18 protein-coding genes are annotated in these 22,609 nt (G+C 31.4%); 10 read left to right on the top strand and 8 right to left on the bottom strand.

Annotated elements, in window-relative coordinates; translation table 11 throughout:
* Window positions 1–107 precede the first annotated feature (107 nt).
* From SJY34_RS12215 to SJY34_RS12230, 4 genes are read left to right on the top strand one after another with little or no spacing between them, the layout of a single operon-like run.
* Window positions 108–2,513, top strand: a complete 2,406-nt coding sequence (locus tag SJY34_RS12215; RefSeq protein WP_400076037.1) for a hypothetical protein — start codon at window positions 108–110, stop codon at window positions 2,511–2,513.
* Between the two features lie 49 nt (window positions 2,514–2,562).
* A complete protein-coding gene (locus tag SJY34_RS12220) occupies window positions 2,563–4,965 on the top strand; it encodes a hypothetical protein (protein WP_400076039.1) in 2,403 nt (800 codons plus the stop codon).
* 22 nt (window positions 4,966–4,987) lie between these two features.
* Entirely contained in the window at window positions 4,988–7,369 is a 2,382-nt protein-coding gene (locus SJY34_RS12225; RefSeq protein WP_400076040.1) for a hypothetical protein, read from the top strand.
* A gap of 24 nt (window positions 7,370–7,393) precedes the next feature.
* A complete protein-coding gene (locus tag SJY34_RS12230; RefSeq protein WP_400076043.1) occupies window positions 7,394–8,296 on the top strand; it encodes a histone deacetylase in 903 nt (300 codons plus the stop codon).
* A 2-nt stretch (window positions 8,297–8,298) separates the two neighbouring features.
* Here the strand turns inward: SJY34_RS12230 and SJY34_RS12235 are convergent, their stop codons facing one another.
* From SJY34_RS12235 to SJY34_RS12245, 3 genes are read right to left on the bottom strand one after another with little or no spacing between them, the layout of a single operon-like run.
* Window positions 8,299–10,581, bottom strand: coding sequence for a TonB-dependent receptor plug domain-containing protein (locus SJY34_RS12235; RefSeq protein ID WP_400076044.1), 2,283 nt, complete (start codon window positions 10,579–10,581; stop codon window positions 8,299–8,301).
* Window positions 10,565–11,473 (bottom strand): FecR family protein, encoded by a 909-nt coding sequence (locus SJY34_RS12240; protein WP_400076046.1) that lies wholly within the window; start codon window positions 11,471–11,473, stop codon window positions 10,565–10,567. The genes SJY34_RS12235 and SJY34_RS12240 overlap by 17 nt, the downstream gene beginning before the upstream one ends.
* A 47-nt stretch (window positions 11,474–11,520) precedes the next feature.
* Window positions 11,521–12,045 (bottom strand): RNA polymerase sigma factor, encoded by a 525-nt coding sequence (locus SJY34_RS12245; RefSeq protein ID WP_400076048.1) that lies wholly within the window; start codon window positions 12,043–12,045, stop codon window positions 11,521–11,523.
* A gap of 107 nt (window positions 12,046–12,152) precedes the next feature.
* Here SJY34_RS12245 and SJY34_RS12250 point away from each other — a divergent pair, with 107 nt between their 5' ends.
* The 5 genes from SJY34_RS12250 to SJY34_RS12270 are packed head-to-tail and all read left to right on the top strand — an operon-like array spanning window position 12,153 to window position 15,491.
* On the top strand, window positions 12,153–13,223 hold the full coding sequence (locus SJY34_RS12250; RefSeq protein ID WP_400076050.1) for a hypothetical protein: 1,071 nt from the start codon (window positions 12,153–12,155) through the stop codon (window positions 13,221–13,223).
* A gap of 18 nt (window positions 13,224–13,241) precedes the next feature.
* Window positions 13,242–13,625, top strand: a complete 384-nt coding sequence (locus SJY34_RS12255) for an OB-fold protein (RefSeq protein ID WP_400076052.1) — start codon at window positions 13,242–13,244, stop codon at window positions 13,623–13,625.
* A gap of 2 nt (window positions 13,626–13,627) precedes the next feature.
* Window positions 13,628–14,479: a DUF5777 family beta-barrel protein gene (locus SJY34_RS12260; RefSeq protein WP_400076054.1), complete on the top strand. Its 852-nt coding sequence runs from the start codon at window positions 13,628–13,630 to the stop codon at window positions 14,477–14,479.
* A gap of 15 nt (window positions 14,480–14,494) precedes the next feature.
* Window positions 14,495–14,851, top strand: coding sequence for a hypothetical protein (locus tag SJY34_RS12265; protein WP_400076056.1), 357 nt, complete (start codon window positions 14,495–14,497; stop codon window positions 14,849–14,851).
* A 10-nt stretch (window positions 14,852–14,861) separates the two neighbouring features.
* The gene (locus tag SJY34_RS12270) at window positions 14,862–15,491 is read left to right on the top strand and encodes a YceI family protein (protein ID WP_400076058.1); all 630 of its coding nucleotides are present in this window, start codon (window positions 14,862–14,864) and stop codon (window positions 15,489–15,491) included.
* 154 nt (window positions 15,492–15,645) lie between these two features.
* On the opposite strand, the gene SJY34_RS12275 is transcribed toward SJY34_RS12270, so the two are convergent.
* Complete coding sequence (locus SJY34_RS12275) at window positions 15,646–16,395, bottom strand: sulfotransferase (protein WP_400076060.1); 750 nt, start codon at window positions 16,393–16,395, stop codon at window positions 15,646–15,648.
* 50 nt (window positions 16,396–16,445) lie between these two features.
* Between SJY34_RS12275 and SJY34_RS12280 the strand changes: the two genes are divergently transcribed.
* The gene (locus SJY34_RS12280) at window positions 16,446–17,549 is read left to right on the top strand and encodes a glycosyltransferase family 4 protein (RefSeq protein WP_400076062.1); all 1,104 of its coding nucleotides are present in this window, start codon (window positions 16,446–16,448) and stop codon (window positions 17,547–17,549) included.
* Here the strand turns inward: SJY34_RS12280 and SJY34_RS12285 are convergent.
* The 4 genes from SJY34_RS12285 to SJY34_RS12300 are packed head-to-tail and all read right to left on the bottom strand — an operon-like array spanning window position 17,519 to window position 22,609.
* Window positions 17,519–18,577 carry a glycosyltransferase gene (locus SJY34_RS12285; RefSeq protein ID WP_400076064.1) on the bottom strand — a complete coding sequence of 353 codons (1,059 nt, stop codon included), beginning with the start codon at window positions 18,575–18,577 and terminating at the stop codon, window positions 17,519–17,521. The two genes, SJY34_RS12280 and SJY34_RS12285, sit on opposite strands and share 31 nt — an antisense overlap.
* Window positions 18,570–20,249, bottom strand: a complete 1,680-nt coding sequence (locus SJY34_RS12290) for an ATP-binding cassette domain-containing protein (RefSeq protein ID WP_400076066.1) — start codon at window positions 20,247–20,249, stop codon at window positions 18,570–18,572. The genes SJY34_RS12285 and SJY34_RS12290 overlap by 8 nt, the downstream gene beginning before the upstream one ends.
* Window positions 20,250–20,259: 10 nt before the next feature.
* Window positions 20,260–21,222: a glycosyltransferase family 2 protein gene (locus SJY34_RS12295; RefSeq protein WP_400076068.1), complete on the bottom strand. Its 963-nt coding sequence runs from the start codon at window positions 21,220–21,222 to the stop codon at window positions 20,260–20,262.
* Between the two features lies 1 nt (window position 21,223).
* Window positions 21,224–22,609 (bottom strand): B12-binding domain-containing radical SAM protein, encoded by a 1,386-nt coding sequence (locus SJY34_RS12300; protein WP_400076070.1) that lies wholly within the window; start codon window positions 22,607–22,609, stop codon window positions 21,224–21,226.

A 22,609-nucleotide genomic window follows, 5' to 3' on the forward strand; every position in this document is an offset into this window, starting at 1 on the left:
TGCTATAAATAATCTTGGGAGGTGAATTTTTAGTGTTTTCATAAAACTGGGTTAAAGTACTTTATTCTTGGCTCGATTTTTGATATTTTTATGAGAAATCAGCGCTTATGAAACCACACTACAAAACATCTTCGCATTATCTGTATTTATTATTTTTTATGTGCTTTGGTTATCTCGGCGCACAAGAGCAATCCATAGATATCATTGATAAATATGAAAATTACACAGCTACACCTAGAGAAACCGTTTATTTACACCTTAATAAATCTACTTACATTAAAGGAGAATCTATCGGTTTTACAGCTTACGTCCTAGACAAAAAAGATAAAAAACGATCCTTATTAACAACTAACCTTTACGTTAGTATCGAAGATGCAAACAAAAATATCATAAAGAAAAAATTGATCCGTGTTGATAACGGCATAGCTTCAAATACATTTATTGTCGATTCTCTTTTTAATTCAGGTTTATATAATATCAAAGCTTACACCAATTGGATGCGTAATTTCGACGAGCAGAATTATCACCAGGAGGCTCTTAGAGTTATAGATCCCGAAACTGAAAAATATATAGAAAAAGTATCAGTAGATAATGCTATCGACGCTCAGTTTCTTCCTGAGAGTGGCCATTTACTTAATGGAGTTTTAAACAAAGTTGGTGTGGTTATAAAAGATAGCCAAGGGTTTGGCGTACCAAACGCAGTAGGGCAATTAATAGGGAATGACAATGAAATACTTACCACATTTAAAACCAATGAATTAGGTATTGGATCATTTGCTTTATTAGCTAATCTAGAGAATGCTTATAAGGTTAAAGTTAATCATGCTAATAAAGATTTTATATTTTCTCTTGGTCACAAGGTTGAAAAAAATGGTGTCATCATTTCGGTAAAAGGCCTTAAATCTAAACTATTTGCTTCCATCATCACTAACCAAGAAACTTTAGATATAGTAAAGAATAAACGATATGCCTTAATGATTCATAATGGTGATGCGTATAAGGTCATTGATATTTATTTTACAGATAATACAACAGTTACAAAATCTATAGACTGTACAACCATTCCTTCAGGTACTAATATCTTAACACTGTTTAACGAGGATGAAAAACCCATTGCTGAAAGACTTTTCTTTAATTATGAAGGTATAAATATTATAAACTCAAATGATATTTCTGCTACAAGCAAAACTGATTCTCTTTCAATACGCTTGGGTCTCAAAGATATTGATCAAAAGGCTTTTAATAATACTAGTATTTCTATTCTGCCTCAAGAAACTCGGTCATATAGCAGACATTCTAATATAATCTCTCAGGCTTTTCTACAGCCATATCTTAAAACCTCCGTAGAACAAAGTAAATATTATTTTAATAATATAAATGACAGGAAACGCCACGATCTAGACAATCTTTTGGTTACTCAAGGTTGGAGCAGTTACGACTGGAATAATATGTTTCTCCCAGATGAATTACCTTATTCATTTGAACAAGGCATAGCTTTAAAAGCTAATGTTAATAATCAAAAACATATAAATGACGTTTATGTTTTGCATCACTTTGGCAACAATCAGCCACAGTATAAACAAGTCTCTGATGGCAATAATAGTATCATTTTTGAAAACCTATTTCCAAGCGAAAAAGACAGTATATATGTTTCAAGATCAAGTGATAATGAAAAATTAGTACCTGCTCAACTTTATTTACAAACACTACCCAGTCTAATCCCTAGCTTAGTGACTAATACGAAAGTATTACCGCCAAAGTCTAATTACAAAATCACAGAAGAACTTAGTCTTTATAGTCCTCGTAATTTAAACTTAGATGAAGTTCAACAATTAGATGAAGTTGTAGTAGAATCTAGTGTAGATAAGGAATTAGTTAGAGCCAGAAAACTTTCAGCCCATCTTAATGATGGCTTTGTAAAGATTCCTTCAGAAACTGATAAGTTGACATTTTTATATTTAGAGGATTATTTATGGGCAAATAGAATAAATGCTTTTTCATTTAGTATTGAGTCTAGAGAAGGTCCGGGTGCAGATGGACGAGTAGAGGCTAGTGGTAATGATAATTCAGGAATGCTAATAATTTTAGATGGTGTTCCTCTAGCAAGTAATAGTGTATTATATAAGTATCCTATGGCTAATATAGACTATATTGAATTTGATAGAAATGGCGCTAGATATGGAGCTAGAGGTGGAAAAAATGGCGTACTTAAAATATATTCTTCATTTAAAAGTATGTTTAGCTCTGTAAACAAAGTCACTGCTCAAAATTATAAAATACCTTTAACGTTCAGCGCGGATAAAAAATTCTATACACCAAAATATCAATATTATAATGATGATTTCTTTAAAGGTTTTGGGACAATTGATTGGAAGCCAAAATTAGCTATTGATGACAAGGGTAATATTACTTTTAAAATTTTAAAACCAGAAGTTCCGATAACTTTATTTATAGAAGGCATTGCAAATGATGGCTCGTTTATATTTGAAGAAAAGTCAATTACATTGAATTAATATATTAGATTAATTATCATCAAATTTTGATATCTTAAACAAAAAAAATATGAAACCACTCTACAAACCATCTTGGCATTATCTGTATTTGTTATTTTTTATATGTTTTAGTTTTCTTAGCGCACAAGAGGAATCCATAGATATTAGTGAGAAATATGAAGATTACACCGCTTCACCGAGAGAAACGGTCTATTTACACCTTAATAAATCCACCTATATTAAAGGAGAATCTATTGGTTTTACGGCTTATGTCTTAGATAAAAAAGATAAAAGACTATCCTTACTAACGACTAACCTCTATGTTAGTGTCGAAGATGAAAACAAAAATATCATAAAGAAAAAATTAATCCGTGTTAATAACGGCATAGCTTCAAATATATTTACTGTGGATTCTCTTTTCAATTCTGGGTTTTACAATATCAAAGCTTACACCAATTGGATGCGGAACTTCAATGAGCAAAATTATTATTCAGAAGCTATACGCGTCATTGATCCTGAAACTGAAAAGTATATAGAAAAGCCTCTTGTAAATAATGCTATCGATGCGCAGTTTCTTCCAGAAAGTGGGCATCTACTCAATGGAGTTTTAAACAAAGTTGGTGTGGTTGTAAAAGATAGCCAAGGGTTTGGTTTACCAAATGCAGAAGGAGAAGTTGTAGATAAAAACAATGAGATATTAACCACATTTAAAACTAATACACTGGGAATAGGGTCGTTTTCGTTATTGGCTAATATGAACGACGAATACAAAGTAAAAATAAACCATGCCAATGAAGATTTTACGTTTCCAATAGGTCACGATGTCAAAAAAAACGGTGTCATCCTTTCCTTAAAACGACTAAAGACAAAACTCTTTGCCTCAGTAACGACCAATTCTGAAACCTTAGATAATATAAAAAACAAGCGTTATACATTAATGATTCACAACGGTGATAATTATGAAGTCTTAGATATTTATTTCACAGATGATACAATTGTTACCAAAGTTATTGAAGACAATAGTGTACCGACGGGTATTAATATTTTAACGCTATTCAATGAGAATGAAATACCTGTAGCCGAGCGTCTTTTCTTTAATTACGAAGGGATAGACATTATTAAAACCGATAAGATTTCAGCTGCTGATTTTGTTGATTCATTAAGTATTAAATTAAATTTTAAATCGGTTGATCCTAAAGTATTCAATAATATTAGTATTTCTGTTTTACCGCAGGAAACAACATCTTATAATAGACATCACAATTTACTATCTCAAACTATGCTTCAGCCTTATATTAAAGGTGTAATTGAAAACGGAAGCTATTATTTTGATAATATTGATGACAAAAAGCGCTTTGATTTAGACAATTTACTTATCACTCAAGGTTGGAGTAGTTATGATTGGAATAACATGTTCTTGCCGGATGAATTTCCTTATTCTTTTGAGCAAGGTATTGAATTAAAAGCTAGTATCAATAATCAAAAATATTTGAATAATGTTTATTTACTGCATCACTCTGGTAGTAACCCTCCTCAATATAAACAGACTTCCGATGGTAATAAAAGCATAATTTTTGATAGTACATTTCCTGTTGATAATACTGAAATCTACATTTCTAGAATAAATAGCGACGAAAATTTAAAACCTGCACAGCTGTATTTACAAACCTTCCCAAATAAGATTCCTAGGTTAGACACTAAAAATAATCCATTGCTTCCTAAATCAGAGTATAGTATTAGTGAAAAACTTAGAATAAGCGAACTTTCTAATTTTAGAGCCGATGAAGTGCAAGTATTAGATGAAGTTGTCGTAGAGTCTAGCGTAGATAAAGAATTGGTAAGGGCTAGAAAATTGAGTAATCATACATCTAGTACTATGAAAGTCCCTTCTGAACTTGATAAGTTGACTTTTTTGTATTTAGAAGACTACTTAAGGGCGAATAGGGTCGGTGTAAACGTGGATGCTGAAACAGGGGATGTTATTTTCACAAATGGACGTGGTGCTGGCGGAAGTGTTCTAGGTGGTGGTGGAGGAATGTTAGTCTATTTTGATGATGTATTTCTTGCTGGTACGACCTTTCTTGATAGGTTTCCTTTAGCAAATATAGATTATGTTGAAATTGATAGAAATGGTTTCGGTGGAGGAGCTCGTGGAGCAAATGGTATATTGAAAATATATTCTACAACAAAGAGTATGTTTAGCTCTGTTAACAAAGCTACAGCTCAAAGTTATAAGATACCTTTAACCTTTAGTAAGAATAAAAATTTTTATGTACCAAAATATCAATATTATAACGATGATTTCTTTAAAGGTTATGGCACCGTAGATTGGAAACCAGAATTGGCAGTAGATACTGAAGGCAATGTGAAATTTAAAATTTTAAAACCTCAGGTTCCTATTACTTTGTTTATTGAAGGTATGGCTAATGATGGCTCGTTTGTTTTTGAAGAAAAGTCCATTACATTGAACTAATATTATCTTAAACAAAACAACTATGAACCCACTATATAAAACATTTTCGCATTATCTGTATTTGTTATTTTTTATATGTTTTGGTTTTCTTAGTGCACAGGAGGAATCCGTAGATATCATTGACACCTATGAAGATTACACTGCTTCACCGAGAGAAACGGTCTATTTACACCTTAATAAATCTACTTACATTAAAGGTGAGTTTATAGGCTTTACAGCTTATGTCTTGGATAAAAAAGATAAAAGACTATCCTTATTAACGACTAATCTTTACGTTAGTATCGAAGATGAAAACAAAAATATCATAAAGAAAAAATTAATCCGTGTTGATAATGGTATAGCTTCAAATATATTTACTGTGGATTCATTGTTTAATTCAGGCTTATACAATATAAAAGCCTATACGAATTGGATGCGAAACTTTGACGAACATAATTATCACGTAGAGACTATCAGAGTTATAAATCCCGAAACTGAAAAGTATATAGAAAAACCGTTCGTGAATAACACTATCGATGCGCAGTTTCTTCCAGAAAGTGGCCATCTACTCAATGGTGTTTTAAATAAAGTTGGTGTCGTAGTAAAAGATAGTCAAGGGTTTGGTGTACCAATTGCAGAAGGCCAAATAATTGGTAAAGACAATGAAGTATTAACTACTTTTAAAACCAATCCATTAGGTATTGGCTCGTTTTCTTTAATGGCTGATGTAAACGAGAATTATAAAGTTAAAATAAACTATGCCAATGAAGATTTCACGTTTCCAATAGGTCACGATGTCAAAAAAAGTGGCGTCATCCTTTCCTTAAGACGGCTTAAGACCAAAGTATTTGCCTCAGTAACGACCAATTCTGAAACCTTAGATAATATAAAAAACAAGCGTTATACATTAATGATTCATAATGGTGATAATTATGATGCGTTGGATATTTATTTCACAGATGATAAGGTTGTCACTAAAGTTATTGAAGACAATAGTATACCAACAGGTATTAATATTTTAACGCTATTCAATGAGAATGAAATACCTGTAGCCGAGCGTCTTTTCTTTAATTACGAAGGAATTGACATTATTAAAACCGATAAGGTTTCGGCTACTGATTTCGTTGATTCACTGAGAGTTAAATTAAATTTTAAAGCCATAAACCCTGAAGTTTTTAACAACATTAGTATTTCTGTCTTACCACAGGAAACAGCTTCATACAATAGACATCACAATGTATTATCTCAAACTATGCTTCAGCCTTATATTAAAGGAGCTATCGAAAACGGGAGCTATTATTTTAATAATATCGATGACAAAAAACGTTTTGATTTAGATAACCTTCTTATCACGCAAGGTTGGAGTAGTTATGATTGGAATAATATGTTCATCCCAGAAAAATTTCCTCATGCCTTTGAACAAGGTATTACTTTAAAAGCAAACGTTAACAATCAAAAGCACCTAAAAGACACCTATGTGCTGCATCATTTTGGTAACAATCAACCACAATACAAACAGACCTCAGAAGGAAACAATACGATTATTTTTGAAAACCTTTTCCCCATTGAAAATAGTCACGTTTATATTTCAAGATCACGGGAGAATGGCAATTTAGTACCTGCTCAACTTTACTTACAAACTTTACCAAATGTAATTCCCAACTTGGCTACAGCTACAGACCTATTTCAGCCAGATTCTGGCTATAAAGTCATTGAAAAACTTGATCTAAGCAATCCTCTTAGTTTCAGTATGGATGAAAAGCAAAGATTAGATGAAGTCGTGGTAGAATCTAGCGTGGATAAAGCTTTAGTTAGAGCTAGAAAATTAGGTAAGCACTCTTACGGAGAGATAAAAGTAATCGATCAGATGGACAGGCTTACTTTCAACACTATATTTCACTATTTGGCTTTTAATAGGGTATATACTGGTATAAACCCAGCTACTAATGAAGGAGGACTTTTTAATGGACGTCTTAATCGTGGTGCTATGGCTGTTTTTTTAGATGGAATACCACTGACAAGTATTAGTATTTTAGAGACTTACACTATGGCTGATATAGATTATATTGAGATTAATAGAGGTGGTCTTGGAGAGGGTTTTAGAGGCCTTAACGGAGCCATAAGAATACATACATCCTATAAAAGTTTGTTTGATTCTTCTCAAAGTAAGACAGCGCAAGATTACAATTTACCTTTAACTTTTAGTGAAAATAAAAAGTACTATACTCCAAAATATCGCTATTATAATGATGATTTCTTTATAGGTTATGGTACAATAGACTGGAAACCAAAATTGGCTGTAGATTCTGAAGGGAATGTGAGCTTTAAAATTTTAAAACCGCTAGTTCCCATAACTTTATTTATTGAAGGTATGGCAAATGATGGCTCGTTTATTTTTGAGGAGAAAACCGTATCATTAAATTAGATATTTAAGTGCCTATAATTATTTATGCTTAAAATAGCATTTCACCCAATCTATAAACATTCTCTTCCAGCAGGTCATCGCTTTCCTATGGAAAAATACGAGTTATTGCCACAGCAATTGATCCATGAAGGTACTTGCAGTGACAACAATTTCTTTGAACCTGTAAAACCCAACGACAAATATATATTGGCAGTTCATGAGCCAAATTATTATTATGATTTAGTAAATATCACATTAGACCAAAGAGCAGCTCGTAAAATTGGTTTTCCGCTTAATGAAGTTTTAGTTGAACGTGAAGTCATCATAGCATATGGTACGATAAAAGCTAGTGAGTTTGCACTAAAACATGGGGTTGCCATGAATATCGCTGGTGGAACTCACCATGCTTATACCAATCGTGGCGAAGCGTTTTGTCTATTAAATGATCAAGCTATTGGAGCGCGATATCTTCAGAATAAAGGTTTGGTAAATAAAGTTTTAATTGTAGACTTAGATGTACATCAAGGTAATGGCACAGCAGAGATTTTTCAAAATGACGATTCAGTATTTACCTTTTCTATGCACGGAAAAAGTAATTATCCTTTTAAAAAGGAATACAGTGATTTAGATATTGCTTTAGAGAATGATGCTGATGATTCTGAGTATCTAAAATTATTAAAGGACGCCTTACCACAACTAATTGAAGAACAACAACCTGATTTTATATATTATCTATGCGGAGTGGACGTTATTGCATCTGATAAATTGGGTAAACTAGCTATGACGGTTGAAGGTTGTAAAGCCAGAGACCGTTTTGTACTAGAGCAATGCAAAACCTATAACATTCCTGTAATGTGTAGTATGGGTGGAGGTTATTCACCAAATATAAAAACTATTGTAGATGCCCATGCTAACACCTTTAGATTAGCAAAAGAGATTTTCTTCTAATTTTAAAAATTCACCCTAAATATTACATTAGGTGTTATCCGCAAAGACCTCTGGTTAATTTCGTTGATGGCGTCATCATTTAATCTATAGAAATTATTGATAACATTTTCTTTATCTAAAAGATTCCAAACTGATATGCCTAGGTTAGCCTTAGTGGTTTTACTTAATTTAAAATCGTATAAAGCAGACACATCAACTCTTAAATAATCTTGTAGCTGCTCGGCATTGGTAGGATTATAATTAATATTATTATTAATAATTTCATTCCCAGGTTCTGGAATGGTTTTAGGTCTACCTGAATTCCAATTTAGTCCAAGAGATAGTTTTAAATGTTCTGAGGTGTAATTTGTGCCAAACGTTAAAGCATGAGTGATATCAAAATTACTCGGAAAAGTCTGTTCTGGTAATGATTCAAAACTATAATTATTGTCCATATAAGAATAGCTTAGCCATGTATTAAAATCTCTTAACTGTTTTCTAATTATAAAGTCAATACCTTTAATTTCATAATCTCCATCAGTTTTGATAAACTCATATTGGTTCTGAAACCCTTGACTTTGTGTTGTAATACCTTTAATTTTTTTGTAATAGCCTTCTGCACTTAGAAGCCATCCACTTTTATTGAAAGATAAACCAAGAGAACCTTGTCGGCTTTGTATTACAGGAATATCATCATCATTAGACAATTGCCATCTACGTTTTTCTATACCCAGAAAATCATTCTGAAAATTTATAATCTGAGAGGTATTCTGATGTTTAAATTCACCTAAAACTTCAACAGAAAAATGCTGAAGAAATTTATGAGTAAAACTTAATCTTGGTTCTAAAATATGTTTGCTAAATTTCTCTATATAATTATATCTTAAACCAGAACTAAGGTTTGTATTTCTATCCTTAGATTTAAAATTAATTTGAGAAAACACACCATGAGTCCTAACAACTTCAGATACTAGTAGTCTAAAAAGCGGATTATCTACATCGTCTAAATTCGTAACCTGAGTTTCAACAAAATGATAACCGCTTAGTAATTGTATTTTGTCATTAATGTTATGCTTGGCTTTTAGTTTTAAGCTGGTTTCAGAAACTTTATTCTCTTGAAGAAAACGTTGAGCATCTAAAATATTAGCATTATTGGATCTTAATTTGTAATCGGTTTCATAACCTTCAAAAATGGTTTGCCATTTGCTATTCCAAATTTTAGAGTAATACACTGCACCTGCTATACTATTTTGCTTTAAACTGCTATTTCTAGACTCGTCAATAGTGTTTTCAGTAAAGATCAATTCGTTTGCGGTGTTTATGAAATTAACCCTTAATTCTTCCTTATCATTTATTTTATAAATCCAACGCAAGGATGTGTCATAAAAATCGAATTGCTTATCTGAATTGGCAATATTCATTGTATTATTTTCAACTTCTGTATCCTGAGAGATACGCTCAAAATAATTGTTATAGGTTGGTGTCTCAGTAAAATCACTAATAGACTTTCGGGCAGCTACTTGTAATGATGACTTGTCGCTTAGTGGTATATCTGCAAATCCATTTGCATCAATAAAATTAAGACCTAAACTACCTTTAAACTTATCATTGATGTCTTTCTCAGTTTCCATAGAAATAGTGCCAGAAACTCCATCTGTAAGTTCTGTACTAGAACCATTTTTTGTTAAAGAAACACGTTGCGTAATCTGAGGATTAAACATAGAAATAAGACCAAAAAAATGGCCAGATTGGTACATTTTAATATTGTCCCATAGGATAAGATTTTGATCGTGAGCTCCACCTCTTATATTAATGTTAGAAACTGTTTCATCAATACTTTGAATACCAGGAAATGACTGAACGGCTTGTAAAACATCCGTATCAATTAATCCTGGTAGTATATCAAAATCTGAAATATCTATTTCAAAAGAGCCATTACTCAATTTGTTAATTCCTTTTACGATGTAGCCAGAGACCAAGACCTCGGATAATTTTTGAAGTTCTAAATTATTAGGTTTAGAAATTATTAAAACCATATTATCATTGGCTAGAATAAATTCAAAATTTGTTTGATTTTCTAGATACATTAATACCTCTTTTAAAGACAAATCTTTGGAAGGAGCTGCGATTTCCGTTTCAAAAATGGCATCTTCAGCGTAATTAAATCTGATCTTAAATTGTGATTCTAATGCGCTTATAATTTCAGAAAGAGACAACTTTTTTTGAGTCTCTTGTCCAGAAGATTCAAGAGAAAATATTAAGCTTAAAAGTAGTATAAAAATGTACCGCTTAATCTGTTTGACCATGAATTAGTACTTGGTTGGGTGAACTAATATCAAAAGTTAAATTCATTGGTTTTGTTATCGATGTTAGGGCATTTTCAATATTATCATTTACAAATACACCTGAAAACAGTCGAGACGTATCAGTATTTTTATTTATAATTTCAATATTATACTGACGCTCTAGTTCTTCAAAAACATCTTTAAGCGGAATGGATTTAAAACTGCTTTTGTTGTTAGTCCATTGTGGCTCTACTTCAACCGTTTTATATTGAATAAACTTTTTGTCTAAGATACGATAAATATCGCCAGCTAATAATTGCCTAACTATTGTATCTGAACTTACTTTTACTATACCTTCAAAACAGGTAACCTCAAAATAATCGTTACGTGCTTTTACATTAAATTCTGTACCAACCACAGTCACAGTTCCGCTTTTGGTGATGACATCGAATGTTTTTCCTTTTGCCACTTTAAAATAAGCCTCACCTTCTAGTTTTAAACTTCTTTTAGAACTCCAACTAGCTTTATCATAGACTATTTCAGAATCTGCATTTAAAGTTACTTTAGATAAATCAGGTAAATTGATGCTAGTGTTTTCTGCCATTAAAGTTTTTACCTCAATCAAATCTGAATTGAAAAAAGTAAAATAAACTCCCAATGTGATAAGAAAAACAGCTGCAATGCGTAGCAGTGGATTTATCCAGTTAACATGTTTTACTGAAGATTTCTTTTGATAGTTATCTTTAAAGGTTTCAAAATCATAAGCTGCAGAAAATTGTGATGCTTTAAAGTGCTTTGCTTTATCAATAATACCTTTGTTTATGACATAGTCATCTTGCTTACTAAATGCTTCTTTCTCAGCATCTGTAAGTTCATCATTTAACCATTTTTTTAATAAATCGTCTTTCATCATAATGTTCACTTCCTGTAATAAAACAACTTGGGATTAATTTCTCCTTATTATTTTATTTTAAAACCCTCGAGTTCTTTTTTTAGAATATTAAAAGCACTATAAATTCTGTACTCGACTACTTTTTGAGTTACTCCCAAAAATTCTGCAATCTCGCTATGTTTTTTCCCTTCTACTTTATTTAACAAAAATGCAACACGTTGTTCTTCTTTTAAGCTAGAGAGGACTTTATTATATTTTTCTAAGTATTGGTTTTGCTCTAAAATAAATTCTGGTGTTTCATTATTAAAGGAACTGGGTTTGTTTTTTTGATGCTTTAAAACTACTTTTTGGTGCTTTATTTCATTGAGCATCATATTATTTGCAATTGTAAATAAGAAGGATTTTGCTTTACCAAATGTTACCTTTTTACAATTATCCCATAACTTTATAAAGGCATCTTGGGTTTTATCTCTGGGATTAAACTGTGCACCATATTTGTAGTACAGAAAATCATGTATATCGTCCGCATACTTATTGTAAATGCGTTCAAATGCTTCAGCTTCGCAGATGTTTTGGTCTAAGTCTTCTGGCAAGTGTTATTAGTTTGTCTAAAGATATTGAAATATTTTTTACAAAGTTTAAGTAGTTTTTAAATCTTAGTTGTTATATATTAAATGGCAACAGATAATTTAAAGCCAAAATGACATTACGAGATTCAATTTTAATCTTTTTTATAACTGGTCTTATTTTTACATCGTGTAGAAAGGAAGAAACAGTATTTGTACAAGCACCAGAAGATGAAACTATAACTGCTAACTCTAGTATTGCCTTATTAATTCAGCGTACGACTTCTAATGACGGTTCATTAGGCAATATAGTAGATAAAGCCAATTGTTTTGATATTAAATTCCCATATACGGTAAATGTAAACAGTGAAATGATGACACTTCACTCTAACACTGATTTCGTTGCCGTAGAATGTGTTTTTGATCAATCCGATGATGATACTGACACCATAGAAATTATTTTTCCTGTAAATATAGTATTTGCCGATTTTTCTGAATTAACTGTATCCAATGCTACAGAATTAAATAATCACAATTCTAATTGTCATGGTGAGAATGTTGTTGACTATGATATTGAGTGTATAGACTTTCAATATCCGATTGAGGCTTCTACTTTTAACTCTAATAATGAATTATTAGAAGTCTTAAATCTTGAAAACGACCATCAACTCTACGATTTTATAGAAAATATAAGTGTCAATGATATCGTAACAGTAGATTTTCCAATAATGGTAACTCTAGCTGATAGTTCAGAAATTAGTATTAATAATTTTGATCAACTTCAAACTACAATTGAGAATAATATAAACGCTTGCGACGAAGATGATGACTATGATCATGATGATGATGATTGTGATGATTGCACAGAAGAAGAAGTTGTAAATTTATTGACTAGCTGCACAGACTGGGCTGTAAATACATTACGAAGAGATAACAACACCAATTATGATGATGAATATTATAACTATGCTTTCAATTTTTTTAGTGACGGTACGCTCTCTGTCTTCTGGAATACAATAACAGTTTATGGCACCTGGACAGCTAGTGGATCTAGTAATAATATTGAAGTTATAATAGATATTCCTAGTTTGCCATTATGTAATAATAATTGGATATTGAGAGAAGTGAAAAACTGTTCTGACGAAACAGAAATTGATTTTAGAGTAGGAAATGATCGTATTCAATATGTGAAAAACTGTAACTAACAGTTAAAATGGATTACTATGCGCAAATGGATTATCATTTTAGTTATTATTATAATAGCCGCTATCTTTGGCTATAATTACATTTATCAAGACCACAGAGATATTGAGAAAGAAACAGCTGAGTTTTCTATTACGAGTTCAGAAATAGCTGCGAGATTTTCAGAAAACTCAACTGAAGCTGAGAAAACATTTTTAAATAAAACAATTGAGATTTCTGGTGCTGTATCAGAAATAAGTTTGAATGACCTTACAATAGATGATAAAGCCTTTTGCCAATTTTCAAGTGAAATAAAAGAAACTATTATTAAGGTAAATTCTAAAATAAAAGTAAAGGGTCGCGTTATTGGCTACGACGACTTATTAGAACAAGTTAAACTAGATCAATGTGTAATCCTAGAATAAATATGAAACATTACCTTACACTTTTACTGTTTGTAACAGTGATAACAGCGAATGCTCAAGATGACTTACTAGGTGAAATTGATACGGATTCAGTCTTTGACAATTATGCAACAGCAGCCTTTAAAGGATTAAAAATTGTAAATTTTGAGTCTACTAAACTTGTAGCCGATAAAGAACTCGTTTTTATGGTATCGCACAGATTTGGTAGTGTAGAAAATGGTTTTGACACCTTCTTTGGTTTAGACGATGCAGTTACTAGATTGAGTTTTATTTATGGAATTACGGATGCTATCAACGTTGGCGTATCTCGTAGTTCCTTTCAAAAAATATATGAAGCCTCTGCAAAATATAGATTAGTGAGACAAAAAGAAAACGGATTTCCATTTACTGTCGTTGGTTACAATTCTATATTGCTAAACACTTCATTAGAAAAAGATAATTTACCAAAATTAGAATTTAAAGATCGTCTTGCATACACGGTACAACTTTTGATATCTAGAAAAGTGAATTCAAATTTTTCGTTAGAAATCGCACCTACTTTTTTCCACGACAACTTTGTTTTTGTAAATGAACAACATAATTCTCAATATGCAATAGGTTTGGGTGGTAGACATAAACTTAGTAAAAGATGGTCTATTAACATGGATTATGGTTGGCACTTAAATAGAGCAGATAGCTCACCATTTAAAAACCCTTTATCGATTGGTTTTGATTTAGAAACTGGAGGTCATGTCTTCCAAATGCATTTCTCTAATGCCCAAGCTATGAATACTAATGGGTTTTTAGGACAAGCCACAGGAGATTGGAGTGATGGTGATATTTATTTTGGCTTTAACTTAAGTCGTGTTTTTTAAAAATATATATAATCTATGAAACGTACATATCTAATATACATCTTAATCCTGACTGCATTTTACAGTTGTTCATATGTTAATGAAGACGATTTAACAGAAGATATTATGGTTGATGATGTTACCTATGAAGATAACATCAAAACCATTATTGACAGCAATTGTATCTCTTGTCACAGTAATCCGCCTACAAATGGTGCGCCAATGGCTCTAACTACCTATGATAATGTTAGAGATGCCGTTGAAAACAGAAATTTAATTGGTCGTATTTCAGCTACAGATGCATCGGTTATGCCAGCAGGTGGACAAAGATTACCGCAAAGCATAATAGATCTTGTTATCCAATGGGAAGCAGAAGGGCTTATTGAAAATTAAAAATAATATTATGAAACGAGCTTGTTCAAAATTTTATCACTTAGTAAAAATGACTAATAGCGAACAGCATGTGACCATTGAAAACAATAAATATAGACACATGAAAAAAATCACGGTTTTAGCATTACTACTAATAAGTTTAAGTGCTCTAGCACAAAGTAAATATTTAACTAAAGCAGGCTCATTAGATTTTGAAGCATCAGTGCCTTCATTTGAGGAAGTGGCAGCAAAAAACAACTCTGTTACAGCCATATTAAATACAGATAATGGCGATTTTGCAGCATTGGCATTAGTAAAAGCCTTCCGTTTTAAAAATGCTTTAATGGAAGAGCATTTCAATGAAAATTATGCAGAGTCCGACACGTATCCCAAAGCGACCTTTAAAGGTAATATTTCTGGCTTTGACATAAGTATTGAGGATACTACCAAATCAATAGATGGTTCATTAACTTTTCATGGAGTAACAAAAGAAATTACAGACATTTCAATAACTATTAAAGTAGTTGATGATAAAATTTTATTATCAGGTAACTTTAAAGTACTGGTTTCTGATTTTGATATTGCGATTCCTAAGATTGTTGCAAATAAACTCTCAGATGAAGTTTCAGTTGATTTTAATTTTGAACTCGCTAAAAAGTAATTCTTTTACTGTAAGCTAATTTTAAAAATAAAATTTCGTTCTGCAAAGTTAGTGCGTTCATGTTCTATATCTATATGTAGTTTATAACATCTGATAAGCAACTCAATTCTAATGCGTATTAACTTAAATAAATAATATGTTCGCATATATATTTTTAGTCGCTTTTTTTTAAACTTACTAAAGCCTTATCATATACAGCTTGTGCTCTGTCAAGTAAGATTTTATCAAGTTTAATTTGAGGGGATTTTATTGTTCTTATTTTGCGAGAACATATATTTTCCGAAGGATCACCAGAATGATGAGTAAATTTTTGAAGATTATATTCAGGTGATAGAGGCTGATTTAATTTTAAAAAAGAACTTATACTATTAAGTTGCTTTTCGGGATTTTTTATCAAAGATTCATGAGTCAAAAAAAAGTATTGGTCTTCAGAAATATTGTTTTTTAACTTCATAAGATAATTTACTTGTTTGCAATACTCATCTACTAATTTTTCAGGGGTTAAGTGGGTTTGATTAAAACGCTTTGATAGTTGATACATACTTGAAATAGCCTCTTGCGGTCGTCTAATTAAAAAGATGAATTTCAACCTTTTTAATTTCAGAAGATGTTTATCAGGAAAACAATTGGAACCATTAATTTGATTAGTTATATAAGTTTGCTTAGAGAATAATACACGCGATTTTCTTCGAACGTCAAAATTGAATGCTACTAAATCATCTTCATCTAAGATTTGATATGAATATTCTCCAAATCCTAATATTTCATTATTTGTGCAAAGTATATGTGTAACTAAGGAACTCCCACTTCGAACATGTGCCATTAGAAAAACATAGTGCTGATTTTTGTGAGAAACGAGGTTTTTCCAAAGAAAAAAAAGGAGTTGTTTTATGTTTTTTCTCATCTTCCAAAGATATTATTTATAATTTTAGCTTTTAAAGCTATTACAACAGAATGAAGAAGGTTTTAGTAGATGTAAATTATTTTCACTTTAAGTTAAATAGTGTCTCACAAATTCTTAAAAAAACTCAAAGTGCGTGGGCTTATCTTAATTTTTTACCTAACTATATTGAATCCAATGCTATATACAGAGCAACATTCAATAAAAAAAACGATGAAGAGCTAATTAGTTTCACTTTTTTCAAAACAATAATACCCTTTAAATTATTACCTGCTTTTACTTTTCATCAAAAAATTAAAAAATATAAACCAGATTTTGTACTAATTCACGGATTAGGATATTGTTTTAATGCTGTTTTTTTAAGATATATATTGCCAAAAAAAGTAATAATAGTTGTCCAAGCGCATGGATACGCACCTGCTCCTAAAGGTTTAAAAAGACTTATTTATATATGGACTGAAAAATATATTGATGCTTTTCTGTTTACAGGAAAAGAGAATGCTAAACTATGGGTTGACCAAGGTATATTTAATTCGAAAAAAATATATGAAGTAATGGAAGGTGCAACTACTTTTAGTGATAGTCCTAATGTATCCAGGTTACCAAAATCGTTTCTATGGGTGGGAAGGCTTAATGAAAACAAAGACCCAATTACTATAGTGAATGCGTTTCGCCAGTTTTTACAAATAGAGCCAATGGCTAAGCTAACGATGATATACCATACAGAGGAACTCCTGCCTTCAATAAAAGAGTTAATGAACAAAGATGAGCAATTAAAAACAGCATTGATTCTTAAAGGAAAAGTAGCGCACCAAGATATGGAAGGAATCTATAGATTAAATGAGTTTTTCGTTCTTGGTTCTCATGCTGAAGGAAGTGGTTATGCCTTACACGAAGCTATGGCTTGTGGTTGTATACCTGTAGTTACAGATATTGCTTCATTTATGTTTATGACTAATAACGGATATTGTGCATTACTCTTTAGACCTTCTGATGAAAACTCTTGTATTGAGGCATTAAAAAAAACTCAAGATATTGATATTACTACTTATCGAAAAAGGGTGTTAAATCAAGTAGATAGTAAACTTTCACCTAATGCAATAGCAAACGATATTTTAGCTATGTTTCAGGATTTACAAGAAAAAAAGCAATTATAGATAGTTTTTGCGGTATCTGAGATTCGATTCACTAGAACACGTTCTGCGACATCAGTCTTATTTAATTCTTCAATAAGAAATTGAATGAGTTCGTCATCATTTTGACTAAAATAGAAGTTCCTTGGTTTTATAGGCGAAAGAGCAATTGTACTAATTACTTTGCAGCCTGAATATAATGCTTCGTGAACAACAAGTGGACCTGATTCAAATCTTGACGTATGTAAAAAGACTTTGGCATTATTCATTGATTTTCTTACTTCCGAATTACTGCACATGCCCGTAAGTGTAATAGTATTTGTTAACTCTAATTGAGTAATCTGTTTTTCTAACATAGTTTTTAATTCTCCTTCTCCATGTATGACGACTTTAATTTTTGGAAAAAAATGTTTTATCTCATAGATCAACTTTATAAAGCGATCATAATTTTTTATGGGTCCTAAATTGCCTACACCAAGTATGTCAATTTTTCGTGCAGATGTATTTAAAAGAGGGAAATCTTTTGTGCTCAGAGATATAGGAGCAATATGTGATGCTTCAAATTTATGTTCTTTTTGTAAAATAGCATTATGTAAATCGCCAGAAGCAATGATATAATTTGGATTAGGTTTAAACCAACGCATAAATCGATTGTTGTACTTTACGTCCTGCCCTTGTAACCAGGTAAAATGAGGCAAATCGAAGAAAAATTTAAGTAATCTCCCGATTAACATAGTCTCACCATACCAAAAGGATAACACACCATCAAAAGCGTCATTTTTATGTAATTTTTTTGCCATAAAAAAAGTTTTAAATAGTAGTTTTATGGTGTTGATTCGTTTTTTGAATCCTCCTCCTACATGATGAACGGTTATGTTTTGAAAATGATATTGACCTTTATCAAAGGGGTAGCGCATTGAGATTATTTCTAGATTTACTTCAGGATAGGTTTGACTGAAAAAATCTAAAAACTGTTTAATAAAAGGAACAGCAGTATCGTCTTTTTGATTACGTGCGTATATGGGAGTAATAATCAACAGACGTTTATACATTATGACGTTTATTTTTATTACCTAAGTGTAAATGTTGTGTTGCATATTGTTTTAAGGATTCGTCATGGGAAGCAAGCACAATTGTTAGTCCTTTTGTTTCTGCTTCTTTTGCTAGGAATTGCATGACAACATTGGTTAGTTCCTTGTTTAACTGATTAGTTGCTTCATCCAGTAAAAGTATTTGTGATTTAGTATATAATGCTCTTATTAATGCTATACGCTGTTTTTGTCCGCCAGAAATAGATTTACTATCAGCATGAATAACAGTTTCAAGCCCATTAGAGAGAGAATTATACCAATTTGTTAATTGCATTTCTGTTAGAAGGTATTCAATATATTTTTTGTCAATATCTTTAGTTTTAAACATGGTTATATTTTCTAATAGAGTTCCATGAAATAAAAAGGGTTGTTGTTGAAGGTAAGCAATAAAAGGATGAAATGAAGGATTTTGTTGTTTGTGCCCATCAATGTTTAAACTACCAGATGTAGGTAATAACATACCTGATAATATGCGTAATAAAGTTGTCTTTCCTTTTCCTGAAGCTCCAGTTATTAAGGTAAAACTACCTTGGTTAATGGTTATATTGATATTAGAAAATAGAGTTGAGTTATTGCGATAAGAGAAGCTTGCATCATGTAATTCAATAGTTTTTTTAAAGCTTTGATGTGATAATTTATTATTAGTCTTTACCTTTAATTTATTACTAAGGATATCTACAGCATAACGATTTGCTCTTAGGTCTATTATAGAATTTGATATTTTATTAAAAGAAGGAATAAGCTTGGTTAATGCACTTGCAAAGAAAGCCAGCAATAAAAGGTTATTGTTTCCATTCAATTGCATAAACAAAAGCAATAACGCAATCCCAATTATAATAAAAAATTCGAAGAAACGAATACTAGTCAACTTATGCACTCTTAGTTTTGCTAACTGTTCATTGTAGTGCTTATTTGTCTGATAAAAATGATGTGTAAATACCTCTTCTGCCTGTGCACTTTTAATATCTGTAAAGCCATTTAGTAGATTAATCAAATGATTAGTGTTTAATTGATATCCAGAAGCTACGTCGTCGTTTAATTTCTTTATTTTTTTCTTCTTCACAAAAAGAAACATAAAAGTAATAACGATTAGGCTTACAGAAGCGATAAGAGCTAGTTTAAAATTAATGAATAAACTAACTAAAATAATTCCTAAAAGAATAAATAGTTCTGTACTCAGTATATATAATGATGTAAGTAATTGTGTTGCAAAAACAGTGGGTATTTGTTGTAAGTCTCTTAAAAAAGTTCCTTTATTTATAGTAAAATGCTTTTGCATATCGTTTAAATAATCTTTTGCTAATTGCTTTGAAATACTAACAGCTATTCTATATATGAAAGAGGATTGTTTTTTAATTATTACGGTCTGAATGCTATTTTTAACAACATAAAATAAAAATAGAAATACAATGGCATATATTAAAGTACTTTCATTTAATGTAACACTGAGGTATTTTTGAAAAAACTCATTAGCTTTTTCTTTATTTAGTAATGCGATAATAAACGGAACTAAAGCTCCTATTGATATAAACTCTAGTAATATGTTTAAGAATGACCATCCTAAAAAAAACGGAAGTTTTTTTTGATATGCATCTGGAACAATAGCGATTATTTTTTTTAAGAGATTGATCAAAAAACAGATATTAAGAAGTTAATGTATTCCAAAAAACCTTATAATTTGATTTTAGGTAATTAAAACGTCCTTTTATCAAAAAAGCTATACCATTTCCCAATAAAGACCACCTAAAATACCATATGTTTTTTGAACTAAATACAGAAAGTTTCTTTAAACACTGATATAGCGTCTTAGTTCTATGATAATAAGCTTGTGATGGTTCTAGTCTATTTGATGACTCCTTGTAATGTTTATAAGGTATTGTTGTAAGAACATGTATTCGGCATTTGTTTGTATTAATTCGGAGTCCTACATCATAATTATCGCCTATACCAAACTGTTCTAAAGACTCATCAAAGAGATTCTTTTGTAACAAATCAGTTTTAATCATTGCTGCCCCTAAACCATAAATAGTGGTTTTAAAAATAGGGTGCGTTCGTTGTGTAAGCAATGGCCAGCCTGCTTTTGTCGTAATATTCCCTTTTTTTTGATATATGTTGAGAATATATTTTTGCCAGAAATTCTTTGTTGGTCTATTATAACTCAAATCATCCCAGACTGGTAGACCAAAAAAGTAATGATAATAAAGCCTAATAAAACTAGTCTTATCTGTAAATGGTCTCCAGTTATTATCAGGTTGAAGCCTTAGCTCTTCACCTGTTACTATACGGATTTCAGGGTTAGCATAATGGTACGACTCAAGCGTTTTTATATAGTTTTCCGGCAGAACTATATCATCATCACACAACAAGATATAGCGAGTTACTGCTTTTTTTATTCCAATATTACGTTGTTTACATACTGAAGGTTCTGAAATAATAACTTCAATAGGTAATATAATCTCTCGAATAATATTTTCAATATCAGTTTTATTAATTCCTGCAATAATAATTAGCACTTTTTCAGGTAAAAGAGTTTGTTTTTCAATACTTTGTAAGGTGCGTTTTAATGAATTTAGACGCTTATATGTAGGGATGACGACAGTAACCATATTACAAATTGAATAAGTTTGTTTTATACACTTTCATCAATCCAAGTGCGGTAATACTTTTAACCCTAAATTTTAGGCGTTCTGATAAATTTTGAGTTCTTGTGACATTTACTTCATTAACGATACGTCTTACTGCATAATCATAAAACTTTCTTGAGTAAGTTCTCGTAAAATCAATCTCTCTATCCGTTGAGGTTTCCCAATTAGGTTGAATGGTTATTTTATCTTCAATTTCATTGTAAAGCGAGGTTCCTTTAATTGGATAAGCCACAGTAATTGTAAAATGTGTTGGATTAGCCGCTTTTAAATAGGTAATGGTTTCGCTAATATCTTTTTCGTCTTCACCAGGATAACCGACCATTATAAACGTACCAGTTTCCATGCCTAATGCATTAGTTTTTTGAATAGCTGTTTTCACAACATCTACATCAACACGTCTATCCATGGCGTCGATGATTTTCTGCGAACCACTTTCGGCACCAATCCAAATTCTGTAGCAACCAGCTTCTTTTAGTAATTGTAAGATTTCATCGTTTAATCGTTCTGCCCTCGTAATACATTCAAAAGGAATAATAGCATCTTGCTTTATGACTTCTTCATGAAAACTTTTTATCCATTTATGACTAACGGTAAACACGTCATCTACAAACCAGATGCTATCTGGATTGTAGGTGTCTTTAAGTAGTCGTAATTCTTCAGCTACAAGATTTGCAGGCCGTCTTCTGTAACTTTGACCGTAAACAGCCGTACTACACCATTTACAAGTATAAGGGCAACCACGTTGTGTACTGATAGTCATAGAGCTCATACCATGATTGGTTTTCCACGTTTCAAGATATTTCTCTACTGGGATAGCAGCTCTATTTGGCAATGGTAATTCCGAAAGATCTTTCATCTTTAGTCTTGGTGGTGTTTTTTTTACACTACCATTTTTCATATATGCAATACCAGTAATTTCGCTGTAATCTGAACCATTTACAATAGCAGTATAGAGCTCTAAAGTTGTTTGTTCTCCTTCACCGATTATGAGAAAATCTACTCCAGAGTTGAGATAATTTTCGCAATTATAAGTTATATCTGGACCACCCAATATGAGTTCTGGAAATCCATAAGTCGCATCGCTTTTTAGAATTTTAATTAGTTTAATAACATTAATTTTTGTCATTAAATTGGTGTAAATCGCAACTACTTTGGGTTGTTTTTCTTTTATAAATTGAAGCTGTTGGTCCTTAGAATAAAAGGTAGAATCGTAAAGGTGATTCTCAATATTGTATTTGTTTAAATACGCAGAAATATATAGTAAACCTAAAGGTGCATAAGGCTTCATAATCGCCTGTTCCTTGGCATCTTCGTACAAATAATAGGTATGTGTGAGTACAATGCTCAT

Source organism: Winogradskyella sp. R77965 (genome assembly GCF_044594915.1).
In the GTDB taxonomy this organism is placed as follows: domain Bacteria; phylum Bacteroidota; class Bacteroidia; order Flavobacteriales; family Flavobacteriaceae; genus Winogradskyella.

Coding starts and splice junctions, on each gene's coding strand:
- SJY34_RS12215 (WP_400076037.1), top strand. CDS start 108: ATGAAACCACACTACAAAACATCTTCGCATTATCTGTATTTATTATTT.
- SJY34_RS12220 (WP_400076039.1), top strand. CDS start 2,563: ATGAAACCACTCTACAAACCATCTTGGCATTATCTGTATTTGTTATTT.
- SJY34_RS12225 (WP_400076040.1), top strand. CDS start 4,988: ATGAACCCACTATATAAAACATTTTCGCATTATCTGTATTTGTTATTT.
- SJY34_RS12230 (WP_400076043.1), top strand. CDS start 7,394: ATGCTTAAAATAGCATTTCACCCAATCTATAAACATTCTCTTCCAGCA.
- SJY34_RS12235 (WP_400076044.1), bottom strand. CDS start 10,581: ATGGTCAAACAGATTAAGCGGTACATTTTTATACTACTTTTAAGCTTA.
- SJY34_RS12240 (WP_400076046.1), bottom strand. CDS start 11,473: ATGATGAAAGACGATTTATTAAAAAAATGGTTAAATGATGAACTTACA.
- SJY34_RS12250 (WP_400076050.1), top strand. CDS start 12,153: ATGACATTACGAGATTCAATTTTAATCTTTTTTATAACTGGTCTTATT.
- SJY34_RS12255 (WP_400076052.1), top strand. CDS start 13,242: ATGCGCAAATGGATTATCATTTTAGTTATTATTATAATAGCCGCTATC.
- SJY34_RS12260 (WP_400076054.1), top strand. CDS start 13,628: ATGAAACATTACCTTACACTTTTACTGTTTGTAACAGTGATAACAGCG.
- SJY34_RS12265 (WP_400076056.1), top strand. CDS start 14,495: ATGAAACGTACATATCTAATATACATCTTAATCCTGACTGCATTTTAC.
- SJY34_RS12270 (WP_400076058.1), top strand. CDS start 14,862: ATGAAACGAGCTTGTTCAAAATTTTATCACTTAGTAAAAATGACTAAT.
- SJY34_RS12275 (WP_400076060.1), bottom strand. CDS start 16,395: ATGAGAAAAAACATAAAACAACTCCTTTTTTTTCTTTGGAAAAACCTC.
- SJY34_RS12280 (WP_400076062.1), top strand. CDS start 16,446: ATGAAGAAGGTTTTAGTAGATGTAAATTATTTTCACTTTAAGTTAAAT.
- SJY34_RS12285 (WP_400076064.1), bottom strand. CDS start 18,577: ATGTATAAACGTCTGTTGATTATTACTCCCATATACGCACGTAATCAA.
- SJY34_RS12295 (WP_400076068.1), bottom strand. CDS start 21,222: ATGGTTACTGTCGTCATCCCTACATATAAGCGTCTAAATTCATTAAAA.
- SJY34_RS12300 (WP_400076070.1), bottom strand. CDS start 22,609: ATGAGCATTGTACTCACACATACCTATTATTTGTACGAAGATGCCAAG.